The following is a 14,452-nucleotide window of genomic DNA, read 5'->3' as shown; positions in this document are numbered from 1 at the left end:
CTATTTTCCTCCAGAGCCCCGTCCTGACGGATCGCAGCGTTCGATCAATGTGCTGATCGGAAGCCAGGCGCAGGCTTCAGTCCGTGCGGTGACCGCGAACAGCCGTTCGAGGAAAAGCCAGGCCGAGTGATCATGGACGAGATGGTGCGTGAGCAGGCCGACCGGTTCGCCGCCGTCGAATGCATGCTGCAATTGCGCGATGATGGCCTGAACCAACAGGCCATGGTCGCGGCAGCCGCGGGTGCCATGCCAATCCATGATGTCGACATTGCTGTTGACAACCGCCAGGGGAGCGGGCTTCGGCGGGCCGAAGACCGACAATGCCGCAAATCCCACGGATCCAAGGTCGCATACCACGCCGGCGTCGATCCTGTTCCAGGGCGGGACCAGCATCGGAACGGCACGTGCGCCGTGCAGGCCGGTTACGCGCGACAGCCCGCGGGCCAGATCGTCGATCACCGCCTCGTGTGGGCGATGTGCGCCGAGCTCCTGCTTTTTCTGATCCTCTGGTGCATGATTTCGGTGCGCCCAGCCATGGATGGCGACCGTGGCATGCGGCGCCTCGTCAAGCCGGACGACAAGCTTCCCATCAGTCAGGGCCGGGATGACGGCCAGCGTAGCCGGAATTGCGAATTCACCGGTGAGGTCGAGCAGCCGATCAAGCGCCGGCGTCGGATCCACGGCATCGTCGTCGCGCAGCCAGAACTCCGCCGTGCGGCCCGCCCGTTGCAGGCGCGCCAGCTCTTCCACCAAGGGCTGCCAGATCGGATCGGATGTCATGAGACCGGAATCTTCTTGAGAAGTTCGGCCAGCCGCGCCGCTGCGGTACCGAGGGAACGTTCTTCGAGGATGAAACGTCTGGCTTCCGCGGCCATGAGGGTTCTTTCGTCGTTACGGGCCAGAAGCCTTTCAATGGCAGAAGCGAACGCCGCCACATCGCCCGGCGGGGTGAGAAACCCGGTCTGGCCATCCCGCACGACCTCCGGCACGCCGGCGATGTTCTGCGCCACCACCGGAAGGCCGGCGGCCTGTGCTTCAAGATAGGCCACACCATAGGCCTCGCCGAACCCGGGCCAGACGTAAATTCCCCCTCGGTAAAGGACATCCGCCACGGCTGCCGGCTCAATCGCGCCGAGCCATTCGATACGGTCGGCGGGCAAGCCGGCGAATTGCGCTTTGACCTCGTCACGGGCAGGCCCCTCCCCGACGACCGACATGGTCCAGGGCAGATGGCCGATCGAACCGAGCGCCTGCGCCAGCATGCGATAACTTTCGACTTTGTCGCCCGGGCGCATCATGGCGACTGTGACGAGGCGCGTCGGGCAACCCCGTGCGGGCTTTTCCCGGAATGCCGATGTGTCGATGAAGGGCGACAGTATGCCTAGGGCGGCGTCGGGAATGGCATCTGCCAGTCCCTGACGATCCCTCTGCGTGAAACAGATGTTCAGCGCTGCCTGTTCGATGGCTCGCACCACCAACGCTTGGCTATCGGCCCACAAACCAGCGTTGCGCCGCCCGGAATAGGAGGCTTCCGCTGTCACATAGGGGACAGCAAAGGCCGACGCCAGCTCGGGTCCGATCAGGTCGGGCGCCTTGTAGTAGGGATGATAGGAGAACCAGAGGTCGGGCTTGCCGTCACGATGCCAAAGCTTTGTCAGCCGAGCGGCTTCCTCTCGCGCCTCGATCTTGAGCGCATCGAAACTTTTCGACTCCGGTTGGCGTAGATAGAAGCGCAATTCGGATGCCAGTTCGACGCTATGCCCTCCATGCTCCAGCGCCTTGACCAGCATCCGCGCCATCTGGCGGTCGCCGGAGACAACGGGATGATTGGGTGACTTCAGCGGCGCATAGAAGGCAATTCGCATCGCGCGACCCTATCATCGGAAAGCCAGCGCAAGTCAATTTCGAAGCACGATCGACTTCACCTTCAAGCAGTGGAATGTGCTATCTGATGCTCATGGAAATAGCTGCCGCTTCCGACCCGTTTGTCGCCTCTTTGCCGGTCTTCGCAAAGTTCGAAAGCGTTGCCGATATCGACAACTATCGGCCTCTCCCCGATGGCTGGGCGATCGCCACCGCCGACATCGTCGGCTCGACCAAGGCGATCGAGGCCGGGCGCTATAAAACCGTCAATATGGCCGGCGCCAGCGTCATTTCGGCGCTGCTCAATGCGCTGGGTCGGCAAGACCTTCCCTTTGTCTTCGGCGGTGACGGCGCGCTCGTGGCGTTTCCAGGCTCGGCGCTGGAGCTCGCCCGCAACGCGCTGGCCGCTGTCCAGAGATGGGTGGCGGACGAGCTGGACCTGACCTTGCGTGCGGCAATCGTGCCGATAAAGGATATAAGGGCGCAAGGCCTCGACGTCCGCGTGGCGAGGTTTCAGGCCTCCGAAGCGGCCTTCTACGCCATGTTCGCCGGTGGGGCGGCAGTTGGGCGGAAGCCGAGATGAAAGCGGGGCGCTACCGCATCGACCCTGCGCCGGCCGGCGCGCGGCCGGATCTGACCGGCCTCTCCTGTCGCTGGAACCCGATCGAAGCCCGGCATGGCGAAATCGTCTCGATCATAGCCATACCGGGGCCGGCGCGCGACTTGCGCGGTTTTCAGTTTCTGGCTTCCGATATCATCTCCCTCGCCGGCAGGCAGGAACGCGATGGTCACCCGGTGCCGGTGGAGGGGCCGGCCTACAGTTTGTTGCCCGCCGGCCTCGATGTCGAGGCGCGGGCCACGGCGCCGCCGGGGCGGCGGTGGTTGACGAAGCTGTGGGTAATCTTCCTGATGACGCTTACGGCTGTCACCGACAGGTTTGGCTGGACGATCGGCAAGTTCGATCCGAAGGTCTACAAACGCGACGTGGCCAGCAATTCGGATTTCCGCAAGTTCGACGACGGCTTGAAGATGACCATCGATGTTGACGCGGATGTGTTGCAACGGATCGAGAACCGGCTGAAACAGGCGGAAGAGGCGGGCATCTGCAGCTATGGCCTGCACCGCCAGCAGTCGGCCTTGATGACATGCCTCGTCATCTCGCCCCTGCAGCCCGATCACGTTCATTTCATCGACGGCGCCTCCGGTGGCTATGCGATGGCTGCCGCAAGCCTGAAGGCCAAGGTGCCGGGTTGATGGCGCTTGCGGAAATCGGTTCTCCGCAATATGCCTCGGCCGTGGTTCCTCGCCATGGAAGCGGACAGCTTGTGCGAATTGACGAAAACAGACTTTTGGACGCCTCACGATCGACATATGACCGGCTCCTGAACCGGATTTCGACGCGCGCCGCGCAAGTCGGCGTGATCGGACTGGGCTATGTCGGGTTGCCGCTGGCGGTTGCCATCGCACGCGCCGGCTTCCCTGTTTCCGGCTTCGACATCGAAGCCCAGAAGGTCGAGAGCCTGAACAACGGCCAATCCTACATTGAGGCGGTGACGTCGACAGCCCTTGCCGGCCAGGTGGCGAGCGGACGGTTCCGCGCCACTGCGGATTTTGCCGAACTGACCGTCTGCGATGTCATCATCATCTGCGTGCCGACACCGCTGACAAAACACCGTGAACCGGACCTCTCCTTCGTCAGGAACACGGCAGGCACGATCGCGAAGCATCTGCGCCTCGGCCATCTGATCGTGTTGGAATCGACCACCTATCCCGGCACCACCGACGACGTTATCAAGCCCATATTGGAAGAGACCGGCTTGCAGTCGAAGCTAGACTTCTTCCTCGGCTTCTCGCCCGAACGCGAGGATCCAGGCAACCGCAGCTTTGAAGTTGCGACGATCCCCAAGGTCGTGGCAGGTGACGGCATTGAAGCGGCGACGCTGGTGCGGGCTTTCTACCAGGGCGTGGTCGAGACCGTCGTTCCGGTTTCCAGCACGGCGACCGCCGAGGCGGTCAAGCTGACGGAAAACATCTTCCGTTCGGTCAACATAGCCCTCGTCAATGAATTGAAGGTCGTGCTCGGCGCGATGGACATCGACATCTGGGAGGTGATCGAGGCGGCCAAGACCAAGCCCTTCGGCTACATGCCTTTCTATCCTGGCCCCGGATTGGGCGGGCACTGCGTTCCGATCGATCCCTTCTACCTGACGTGGAAGGCGCGCGAATACGAACTGCCGACCCGCTTCATCGAGCTGGCGGCGGAGATCAACACGGCCATGCCGCGTCATGTGGTCGATGAACTGGCGAAGGCGCTGGACCGGCGCTGCGGCAAGGCGCTCAGCCGCTCGCGCATTCTCATCATCGGGCTCGCCTACAAGAAGAATGTGCCCGACATCCGCGAAAGCCCGTCATTGCGGCTCATTGAGCTCATCGAGGAATGGGGCGGCAAGGCGGAATTCCACGACCCGCATGTTGCCGAGATCCCGACCACACGAGAGCATATGGCGATCAAGGGGCGCCGCTCGGTCGAATTGACCGAGGCGGCCTTGAAGGACTTCGATGCCGTCGTCGTTGCAACCGACCACGACGCGATCAACTACCAGGCGATCGCTGATCACGCCCTTCTGATCGTCGACACACGCAATGTTTTCGGCCGTCTCGGGCTGCTCCGAGAGACGGTGGTGAAGGCCTGACGGCGTCCGAGCCGGCAAATTTTTTGCCCGATGTCAGGATCGTGATTGCACTCCGCCGGCAGCCTCGCCACATATGTGCCCCAGCAGATAGATGCAGTTATGCCTGCTCCTTCCCTGCTTCGAGGTGTGGCGGATCAAAATGGGAAGGCTCGTCTTCGACGGGTTTCGAGGTAGCATGAGCACAGCGCAAGCAGAAATTTCGACCATTCTCATGGACAAGGTTGCCGACTGGCTGACTCAGTCGGCGCTGGCGGGTAACGAGCTGGAAACATTGGTAAAGGGGTTTTGCGAGCGGCTGGCTGCCGCCGGCCTGCCGCTGAAGCGGGTGCATTTGAGCTTTTCGATGCTTCATCCGCTTTATGACGCGCTTGGCTTCACCTGGATTCGCGGCCAGGGCATGGAGGTGGAAGGCTTCCGCAAACAGGACGGCGTTCATTCTGACAGGTTCCTGACCAGCCCATACTACCATCTGCTCAGCAACAAGCTCGACCATCTGCGGCGTCGGCTCGACCCGGCGGCCCCGTCGGAATTTCCTGTTTTCGATGAACTCAGGCTTATGGGCGTGACCGATTACATGGCTTTCGTCCATCCCTTCAACGGCAATACGAGTCAGGGCATGATCGGGTCCTGGTCCACCGACAGTGCTTCAGGTTTCAGCGACAGCATGATTTCGGCGCTGCTGCGTATCCAAAACCATCTCGCCATCGCAACCAAAATGGCGGTGCTCACCAAGTTGGCCGACAACATGATGACCACTTATCTCGGCGGCGACGCCGGCAGACGCGTGCTGGACGGCCAGATCAAGCGCGGCGAGGGCGACACGATCCGGGCCGCACTGGTCATGGCCGATATGCGCGGGTCCACAAGGCTTGCCGAAACTTCCGGCCGCGAAATCTACATCGATACGCTGAACCAGTTTTTCGATGCCATTGCCGCACCTTTCAATCGCAAAGGCGGGCAGATCATGAGTTTCATAGGTGATGGCTTCATTGCCGTCTACCCTTGCGAAAGGCATCGCTCGCAGTCCGAGATCGCCTGCCAGTCTGCTCTTGCGGCAGCGCACAAGGCCACTGCGCGCATGACGGATCTCAATCTGCGGAGGAAGGAAAAAGGGTTGTCCGAAATAAAATTTGGCATCGGCCTGCATGTCGGCAACGTGATGTTCGGCAATGTCGGGCTTACCGACCGGCTCACATTCTCTGTCTTCGGCTCGGCGGTAAACGAGGTCCAGCGCCTCCAGACCCTGACCAAGAAATATCCGCACCGCGTTCTCGCCAGCAAGGACTTCGCCAGCTATTGCGGCGCCAGCAGCTGGCTGACGCTCGGCAGCGAGGAACTGGCGGGGATCAAGCAGAAGCTGACGGTGCTTTCACCCGATCTGTCGGGCGCTCTCGCACTCGATGAAGACGGTGCGCTGGAGCCGATTTATGACCGGAGATCGGAGGCCGAGCAGGTCATGCTGCTTCATCGCGATGCCGCACGGCTGTCGGAGGGCGACCCGAGGAAGCTCCAGTAGCCAGCCCCAATCCGGTCCGAACGCTTTGGTATGCAGTCCGGTCGCTGGTTCAGCGGCTGGCGATCGTTTCGAATCCAAGTTGCTCTAGGCTGGCAATGCGCTAGTCTTGCTTCCAGGACCTGCCGCCTGGCAGGCCCCAGGGTGGGGGCTGGTGTGAGAATGAATGCAGGCGTTGATCTGCTGCGGATCGAAGATGTTGGCATCTCTTTTGCCATTATCGGGGGACCGTTGCATGCCGTCAGGCGTGCAAATCTCCGCGTCCTGCCCGGCAAGGTTACCGCGCTGGTGGGCGAGTCCGGTTCCGGAAAATCGGTTCTCAGCCAGGCAGTGATGGGAATTTTGCCGAACACAGCCCATGTTCGCGGCCGTATCCTGTTTTCCGATCCTGAAAAGCCCGGCACGACGCAGGATATCCTGCAGATGCCGCGTGACGGACCCGAAATCCGGGCGTTGAGAGGCAGCCGCATCGGCAAGATCTTTCAGGAGCCTATGACCTCGCTGTCGCCGCTGCACACGATCGGCAACCAGGTCAGCGAATCCCTGCAGATTCATTCGCCCATGCCGCGGGCGGAGCGAAAGGCGCGGACCGAGGAAATGCTCAGCCTTGTCGGCTTTCCTAATCCCAAGCGCGCCTATGACATGTATCCGTTTGAACTTTCCGGAGGATTGCGTCAGCGCGCCATGATCGCCATGGCGCTGATCTGCCGGCCCGCTTTGTTGATCGCCGACGAGCCGACGACGGCGTTGGATGTCACCATCCAGGCGCAGATCCTGCAATTGCTGCGCGGGCTTCAGACCAAGCTGAACATGGCGATGCTGCTGATCACGCACGATCTCGGCGTTGTCGCCAATGTCGCCGACGAGGTGGTGGTCATGTACCATGGCGAGATCATGGAAGCGGGACCTGTCGAGGCGATATTCCGCCGGCCAGGTCACCCTTACCTGAAGGGCCTGATGGCAGCTGTTCCGCATTTCGACCTGAAGCCGGGCGAGAGGCTAAAGGCGCTCCGCGAGGTGCCAGTGAACGTCGGCACCCTGCTGGGCAAGCAGACGGCGCCGGCATCGAAGGGGCCGAGCGACATCCTGCTGTCGGTCAGGGACCTGACAAAGGTCTTTACCACCCGCAAGTCCGGATGGTTCGGCGGGGATCGTCAAACCTCTGTTCGCGCCGTGGACGGCGTGAGCTTCGATATCAGGCGGGGTGAGTGTCTGGGCCTGGTCGGCGAAAGCGGTTGCGGCAAAACCACCGTCAGCAAGATTCTGATGCGGGCTATCACCCCTTCCGGCGGCTCGGTCGTCTTCAACAGCCGCCAAGGACCGATCGACGTCCTGGAAGCTGAGGGAGACGCCCTGCGCACGCTACGCGCGAAAATCCAGATGGTCTTCCAGGATCCGGTCTCGTCGCTTTCACCGCGCATGACGGTGGAAAACATCTTGAGCGAGCCGCTGGAAATCCATCAACGGGGCAATGCCGCGTCCCGACTAGCCACCGTCAAGAGCCTGATGCAGGCAATCGGGCTCGATCCGCGCTTCATCAAGCGTTATCCGCACAGTTTCTCCGGCGGGCAGCGTCAGCGTATCGGCATCGCGCGCGCGTTGGCCCTGGGGCCAGAACTCCTGATCTGCGACGAGCCGGTTTCGGCGCTCGACGTCTCTGTCCAGGCGCAGATCCTGAACCTCCTGAAGGACCTGCAGAAGGAACTGGGCCTGACTTATCTGTTCATATCCCACAATCTGGCGGTGGTGGACTACATGGCGGACCGCATCGCGGTGATGTGCGGCGGACGTATCGTCGAGCTTGCGCCGCGCGAAATTCTGCTCAGGAAACCGATCCACCCCTACACGCGCTCGCTGGTCGCCGCGGTGCCTTTCCCCGATCTCGACCGGCCGATGGATTTCAAGACGCTGAAGCTCGGCGGCGCTTCCGACGCCAGCGCATGGGGACCGCAATTCCGCGACGAGGGCGACGAGGATGTGCTGTCGCCGATCGATCTTGGCGGCGGCCACCTCGTGCTGGCCCGACGTTCGGCCGATGTGAGTGAGTTGCGCCATTGATCAGCCGTCGCACCCTCCTTGGTCTCATGGCTTCGGCACTTCTGCCGGGCACGTCGCGCGCTGGCGATCTGGAGCCGGATTTTCTTCAGCCGGAGCTGAAAGCCAGGGCGCTGCCGGCACTCGCAGAGCGCCTGCCCAAGAGCCCGCGCGTAGTGAACCTCGCCGCGATGGGCCGGCAACCCGGCCAGTATGGCGGCACGCTGCGTACCATCATCGGCAGCCAGAAAGATATCCGGATGATGACGATCTACGGATATGCCCGCCTGGTCGGCTATGACGAAAAGCTCAACTTGCAAGCCGACATTCTCGAAAGCTTCGATGTAGCGGATGATCGCGTATTCACGTTCAAGATTCGGGAAGGTCATAAATGGTCCGACGGCAGCCTGCTGACGCCGGAGGATTTTCGTTATTGCTGGGAAGATGTCTGGCTGAACGATGAGCTTACGCAAGGCGGGCTCGCCCCTGCCCTGCTGGCGGACGGCAAGCCGCCACGTTTCGAGATCGTCGATCCGTTGACTGTCCGCTATAGTTGGGATGCGCCAAATCCCGACTTCCTGCCCAAGCTTGCCGCTGCCTCGCCGACACCGCTTGTTTTGCCGGCCGCCTATCTCAAGCAGTTTCACAAGAAATATCAGGATCCATTCCGGCTCGCCGGCCTGATGAAGGAGAACCGGGCCGCGAAATGGACGCTCCTGCATATCCGCATGTCGCGGCAGTATCGCCCCGAGAATCCGGAGCTGCCCACGCTCGATCCCTGGCAGAACCGGACCAAGCCGCCGGCTGAGCAGTTCATCTTCGAGCGAAACCCGTTCTTTCATCGAATAGACGAGAATGGCCGGCAACTGCCCTATGTCGACCGGTTCATCATGAATGTCAGCTCGTCGGCGATCATTTCGGCCAAGACCGGTGCGGGCGAGAGCGACCTGCAATGCATGGGAATTGACTTCGCCGATTACTCCTTCCTGAAGGATGCGGAGAAGCGTTACCCCGTGAAGATGCATCTGTGGAAACGCATACAGGGTTCGCGGCTGGCGCTGCTGCCCAATCTGAATTGTGCCGACCCGGTGTGGCGTGGCCTTTTGCGTGACGTGCGCGTGCGCCGCGCACTTTCGCTCGCTGTGGACCGGCGCGAGATCAATTTGGCCGTGTTCTACGGATTGGCGCGGGAAAGCGCCGATACGATCCTGCCGGAGAGCCCGCTCTACCGCCCGGAATTCGCGAAGGCCTGGGTTGCCCATGATCCCGACCAGGCCAATGCCCTGCTGGACGAGGCCGGGCTTCAGAAACGTGACGATGACGGCCTGCGGTTACTTCCCGATGGGCGCCCGGCGCAGATCATCGTGGAAACGGCCGGCGAAAGCACGCTGGAAACCGACGCGCTCGAACTCGTCACCGATCACTGGCGCAAGATCGGCCTCGCCCTGTTCATCCGGACTTCGCAGCGCGACATCTTCCGCAGCCGCGCGCTTGGCGGCGAGATCATGATGTCGATGTCGTCGGGCATCGACAATGGCGTGCCGACCGCAGACATGAACCCATATCAGCTGGCCCCCACCATCGACGACCAACTGCAATGGCCGCTGTGGGGCGCTTACTATCTGTCCCATGGCAAGATGGGTGAGGCGCCCGATCTTCCTGAAGTGGTCGAGTTGATGGCTTTGCTCAAGCGCTGGAACGCATCGACCGAAGCCACTGAGCGCGCCGAAATCTGGAATTCAATGCTGTCGATCTACACCGATCAGGTGTTCTCGATCGGTACGGTGAACGAGACACTTCAGCCGGTTCTGGTGTCCTCGCGGCTGCGCAATCTGCCTGACAAGGCACTCTTCGGCTATGACCCGACCGCCTATTTCGGTGTCTATATGCCGGATACATTCTGGCTTGGAGGCTCCTGAGCGTGCTTCGATATATTGTCTGGCGCATCGCTGTGATGGTTCCAACGCTGCTGGTCATATCGGCGCTGGTGTTCACCATCATCGAACTTCCACCGGGTGACTATTTCGACAGCTATGTCGCCGAGCTTCGGGCCCAGGGCGAAGCGGTCGATTCCGATCGAATCAAAATGATGCGGAAGGAATATGGTTTCGACCAGCCGCCCGTCATTCGCTACTTCTACTGGGTCGGCGGGATGCTGCACGGCGATTTCGGCTATTCCTTCGAGTATGAGCTGCCGGTTCGCGACGTCGTCGGGGACCGAATGTGGCTGACCGTGCTGGTTTCCTTCGTCACGATCATCTTCACCTGGCTCATCGCCTTTCCCATCGGCATGTACTCCGCCACGCATCAATACAGTTGGGGCGACTACGGCCTTACTCTCTTCGGCCTTCTCGGCCTTGCCATTCCGAATTTCATGCTGGCGCTGATCCTGATGTATTTCGCCAATATCTGGTTCGGCACCTCCATCGGCCATCTCATGGACCCGCAATATCTCAGTGAGCCGATGAGCTGGGCCAAGGCGAAGTCGATCCTCGCCCATCTCTGGATCCCGGTCTTGATCATCGGCACCGGGGGCACGGCGAGCATGATCCGGCGGCTGCGCGCCAATCTGCTCGACGAGCTTCACAAGCAATATGTCGTGACAGCGCGCGCCAAAGGCCTTCATCCCTTCAAGGCGCTCGTCAAATATCCGCTGCGCATGGCGCTCAATTTCTTCATTTCCGATATCGGCTCGATCCTGCCGGCCATCATCTCCGGTGCCGAAATCACGGCGATCGTGTTGTCCTTGGAAACGACGGGGCCGATGCTGATCAAGGCGCTGCAGAGCCAGGACATGTATCTGGCGGGTTCGTTCCTGATGTTCCTCGCCTTCCTGACGGTAATCGGTGTCCTGATTTCCGACCTGGCGCTGGCGCTGCTTGATCCACGAATTCGTTTGCAGGGCGGCAGCACCAAATGAACAAGCAATCCCCCTGCCCGCTCCGGGTGCCCCGCTGCAACACTACGTTTCCATCGCGCCCTTTGACCTGCAATCAGTCGAGGCGATGACGGCGGAGCAGTCGAAGGTCTTTCAGGCGTCGCAGTTGCGCCTGATGTGGTGGAAATTCCGACGGCACCGGATTGCCCTTGTATCCGGCATATTTCTGACAGCGCTCTATTTCGGGATACTGATCTGCGAGTTCCTGGCGCCCTACAATCTGCACACGCGCAACATGGACTACATCTATTCGCCGCCACAGCGGGTGCACCTGTTCCATAACGGCCAGCTTGTCGGGCCCTTCGTCTATGGTCGCCAGATGACGCTGGATATGGACACACTCAGGCGGAACTACATCGACAACCAGGATGATGTTCAGCGGATTCGTTTCTTTTGCAAGGGCGACCGTTACCGGTTCTGGGGCCTGGTCGAAGGTGACAGGCATTTTGTCTGTCCTGCCGAAAACGGCCAGCTCTTTCTGGCCGGCACCGACAGACTGGGGCGCGATGTGTTCTCGCGTATCATCTATGGCGCACGCATTTCACTGACAATCGGCCTTGTCGGCATCGGTTTCAGCTTCCTGCTCGGCATTGTCATAGGCGGACTGGCTGGCTATCACGGCGGTGTCTTCGACCTGATCGTTCAACGGATCATCGAAGTTCTGCAATCAATCCCCAGCATTCCACTTTGGCTGGCTCTGGCGGCGATCATGCCGATAACCTGGAGTCCAATCTTGATCTATTTCGGCATCACCGTCATCCTCGGGCTGATCCACTGGACCGGACTGGCGCGGGCCGTGCGTTCAAAGCTTCTGGCCTTGCGCGAGGAGGATTACGTTCTGGCCGCGCAATTGATGGGCGCCAGCAGCAGCCGCATTATCCGGCGGCACCTCATCCCCGGTTTCATGTCGCATCTGATCGCGACGGCGACGATCTCCATACCCGGCATGATCCTGGGCGAGACGGCGCTGAGCTTCCTTGGGCTGGGCCTGAGGCCACCGACAACCAGCTGGGGCATCCTGCTGACCGAGGCGCGCAGCGTCAGCGTCATCGCGTTCTATCCATGGCTGCTTTTGCCGATGCTCCCCGTCGTTCTCGTCATCTTGGCGTTCAACTTCCTCGGCGACGGCTTGCGGGACGCCGCGGACCCCTACAAGTGAGATCGCTATTCCGCCGCGCGCCGGGCCGCGGGCTCCACCCGGTATGACTGCCGGCCTCCGCACGGTTGTTGCAGTGTTCATCTTCCGCCCCTATACGTGCCGACACGCAATCGAGCTCAGCGCGTCGCCTTCGGGATGCATTCGTGAACAGTTCTTGTCGCGGGCATTGCCTATCTCTTGATCTGGTTAGGACACACAAAAGCATATGAGTCGTCTCGAGAACTTCATCAGCAGAATGACCGCACAGCGTGACATTCTCGATCACGTCTGCGCCGAGGTGGCGAAGATGGAGGGGCTTGTGCTCGAGCTCGGCCTCGGCAATGGCCGGACGTTCCACCATCTGCGCGAGCGCCTGCCCGGGCGTCGGATCGTGGTGTTCGACCGCGAAGTCGGCGCACATGCCAGCTCAATTCCCGACGCTGAAAACCTCGTGCTCGGCGAAATACGCGAGACGGGCCGCAAGTTCATTGGCATCGAAGCCGCCCTTGTTCATGCCGACATCGGCACCGGCTATGATGATCGCGATGCTGTGACCGCTACCTGGCTTCCCGATCTGATCGCGAGCCTGCTTCGCGTCGGCGGCTTCGCGGTCAGTGGCACGCCGCTCGACCACCCGCTGCTGCAACGCCTCCCGGCGCCGACGTCGGAGCCCGCCGATCGTTATTTCCTCTGCAAGCGCGTGTGAGCGGCCGAGAGCCGCTTCACGGAAACGCTGCTCCCAGCTCTTTGTTTTAACGCAATTCGTGCTTTTCCAGGAAAACTGTTTCACAGTTTTCCTGGAATTCCTCAGGGGATTGTATACACCGCGATCTCCCGCTCAATGCCGCGCAGCGAGACTTCGTGGGGCACGGGCTTCAGCGCGCTCCTGCGCAACAGATCGGCGGTGAGATTGTCGTCGACCACCGAATGGGTGGCGAAGATCGCCTGTGCGTTGGCCAGGTTCTGTACCCGTGAAGCAATGTTGACCGTCTGGCCGAAATAGTCCTGCCGCTCGTTCATGGACACGGCGATGCAGGGGCCGGCATGGACGCCGATCTTGAGCAGCAGGTCCTCGCGCCCGCTCTTGTCGTTGAGCGCACGCATGGCATCGCGCATCCTGAGGGCGGCGGCAATCGCACGATCAGGTGTTGCGAAGGTCGCCATCACCGCATCACCGATCGTCTTCACCACCGCGCCTGCCTCCGCCGCGACGATCTCGTGCAGAACCTGGAAATGCGCGCGCACGAGATCGAAGGCAGCGAGGTCGCCCACCCGTTCGTAAAGGGCGGTCGAACCGCGCAGGTCGGTGAACAGGAAGGTCAGGCTGGTGATTTTCAGGCGCTGGTTGATGTCGAGCGTATCCGTGCGATAGAGATCGCGGAACGTCTGGTTGGTGAGCAGGCGCTTGGCGGTGAGGAAGGGCCGGCGTTTACCCAGGAAATCGTGCAAGGCCTGGCCGGCGATGAAAACCGTCGGCAGCACGCGGGTGTCGGTCCTGTTTTCCAGGGAAATGCGCAACGGGCCGGGTTGCATCTCCAGCGTCTGGTTCTGGACATGGTCGCGGTCGAAGACCAGAGAGAGGCTTCGGCGCTCCTTTGTTGGTTCGCCCTTCACGTCGATGAACTGCGCTGAATGGGTGACCGGCTCGAAGACGATGATGAATTCGGACGGAAGCTGTATGGGCAGAAGCGCCTTTTCGCCGGGCGCAAGCTCGATATCTTCCAGCGAAAACGCTTCCAACCTTTTCGCGAAATCCTCATCCGGCACATCAACACCCGACGCCCAGTAGATCTGGCGGAAATATTCCACCAGCGGCAGTTCGTGTGGATTGTGGGCGGCGATCCTGCGTATGCGTGGACTGACGGTGAATGTCACCTCGACCATCTCGTCGAGGGTTGGCGAATAGCCCTCGGAGCACAGCGCGCAGGTGTATTCGTCTTTCTGCAGGGTTTTCAGCGTGGCGTTGGTGTCGAGCACGCCGCCACAGCCTGGGCACAGAACATTCCAGGAAACATCGAAGATGCCCACCCGCGCCGCATGGAGAAATGCGCTTATGGTGCGCTCCTCGTCGAGGCCATGCTTGCTGGCGAAGGCTGGCGCATTGATGCGGCAAAGTTCGCGGTCGTTGCCGTCCGCGACGGTTCGCTTGATCGCGTCGATTACCAGCGGATCGACATCGGTCGATTGCCGCAGAAGCGAGAACAGATCCTGAGCTTCATTCATCCTGCTGGCTCCAGAAAATGCGCCTCCCAGGCGTGTTGATCGGACTGCCC

General features: G+C 61.1%; 10 protein-coding genes and 1 pseudogene. 8 read left to right on the top strand and 3 right to left on the bottom strand.

Annotated features, from left to right (window positions below; all coding sequences use genetic code 11):
- Entirely contained in the window at positions 1-780 is a 780-nt protein-coding gene (locus EJ077_RS08625) for a polysaccharide deacetylase family protein (RefSeq protein WP_208701191.1), read from the bottom strand.
- Positions 777-1,865 carry a glycosyltransferase family 4 protein gene (locus tag EJ077_RS08620; protein WP_208701189.1) on the bottom strand — a complete coding sequence of 363 codons (1,089 nt, stop codon included), beginning with the start codon at positions 1,863-1,865 and terminating at the stop codon, positions 777-779. The genes EJ077_RS08625 and EJ077_RS08620 overlap by 4 nt, the downstream gene beginning before the upstream one ends.
- A 74-nt stretch (positions 1,866-1,939) precedes the next feature.
- Between EJ077_RS08620 and EJ077_RS08615 the strand changes: the two are divergent.
- The 8 genes and pseudogenes from EJ077_RS08615 (at position 1,940) to EJ077_RS08580 (ending at position 12,885) form a co-directional block, all read left to right on the top strand.
- Positions 1,940-3,117, top strand: a pseudogene (locus EJ077_RS08615) (DUF3095 domain-containing protein).
- Between the two features lie 95 nt (positions 3,118-3,212).
- Positions 3,213-4,556: a nucleotide sugar dehydrogenase gene (locus EJ077_RS08610; protein ID WP_208701188.1), complete on the top strand. Its 1,344-nt coding sequence runs from the start codon at positions 3,213-3,215 to the stop codon at positions 4,554-4,556.
- Positions 4,557-4,731: 175 nt separating this feature from the next.
- Complete coding sequence (locus EJ077_RS08605) at positions 4,732-6,072, top strand: adenylate/guanylate cyclase domain-containing protein (protein WP_208701186.1); 1,341 nt, start codon at positions 4,732-4,734, stop codon at positions 6,070-6,072.
- 159 nt (positions 6,073-6,231) lie between these two features.
- Positions 6,232-8,127 carry an ABC transporter ATP-binding protein gene (locus tag EJ077_RS08600; RefSeq protein WP_208701183.1) on the top strand — a complete coding sequence of 632 codons (1,896 nt, stop codon included), beginning with the start codon at positions 6,232-6,234 and terminating at the stop codon, positions 8,125-8,127.
- Complete coding sequence (locus tag EJ077_RS08595; RefSeq protein ID WP_208701182.1) at positions 8,124-10,022, top strand: ABC transporter substrate-binding protein; 1,899 nt, start codon at positions 8,124-8,126, stop codon at positions 10,020-10,022. Before EJ077_RS08600 ends, EJ077_RS08595 begins: the two co-directional genes overlap by 4 nt.
- A 2-nt stretch (positions 10,023-10,024) precedes the next feature.
- Positions 10,025-11,023: an ABC transporter permease gene (locus EJ077_RS08590; RefSeq protein WP_127275921.1), complete on the top strand. Its 999-nt coding sequence runs from the start codon at positions 10,025-10,027 to the stop codon at positions 11,021-11,023.
- Positions 11,024-11,108: 85 nt separating this feature from the next.
- Complete coding sequence (locus tag EJ077_RS08585) at positions 11,109-12,200, top strand: ABC transporter permease (protein WP_245458687.1); 1,092 nt, start codon at positions 11,109-11,111, stop codon at positions 12,198-12,200.
- A 205-nt stretch (positions 12,201-12,405) separates the two neighbouring features.
- Entirely contained in the window at positions 12,406-12,885 is a 480-nt protein-coding gene (locus EJ077_RS08580) for a class I SAM-dependent methyltransferase (protein WP_208701180.1), read from the top strand.
- Positions 12,886-12,986: 101 nt separating this feature from the next.
- Here the strand turns inward: EJ077_RS08580 and EJ077_RS08575 are convergent, their stop codons facing one another.
- Positions 12,987-14,402: an adenylate/guanylate cyclase domain-containing protein gene (locus EJ077_RS08575; RefSeq protein WP_208701178.1), complete on the bottom strand. Its 1,416-nt coding sequence runs from the start codon at positions 14,400-14,402 to the stop codon at positions 12,987-12,989.
- Positions 14,403-14,452: the final 50 nt, after the last annotated feature.

Origin of the sequence: Mesorhizobium sp. M8A.F.Ca.ET.057.01.1.1, assembly GCF_003952565.1 — a bacterium.
In the GTDB taxonomy this organism is placed as follows: Bacteria; Pseudomonadota; Alphaproteobacteria; order Rhizobiales; family Rhizobiaceae; genus Mesorhizobium.
This window is presented reverse-complemented; position numbering and strand designations above follow the sequence as displayed.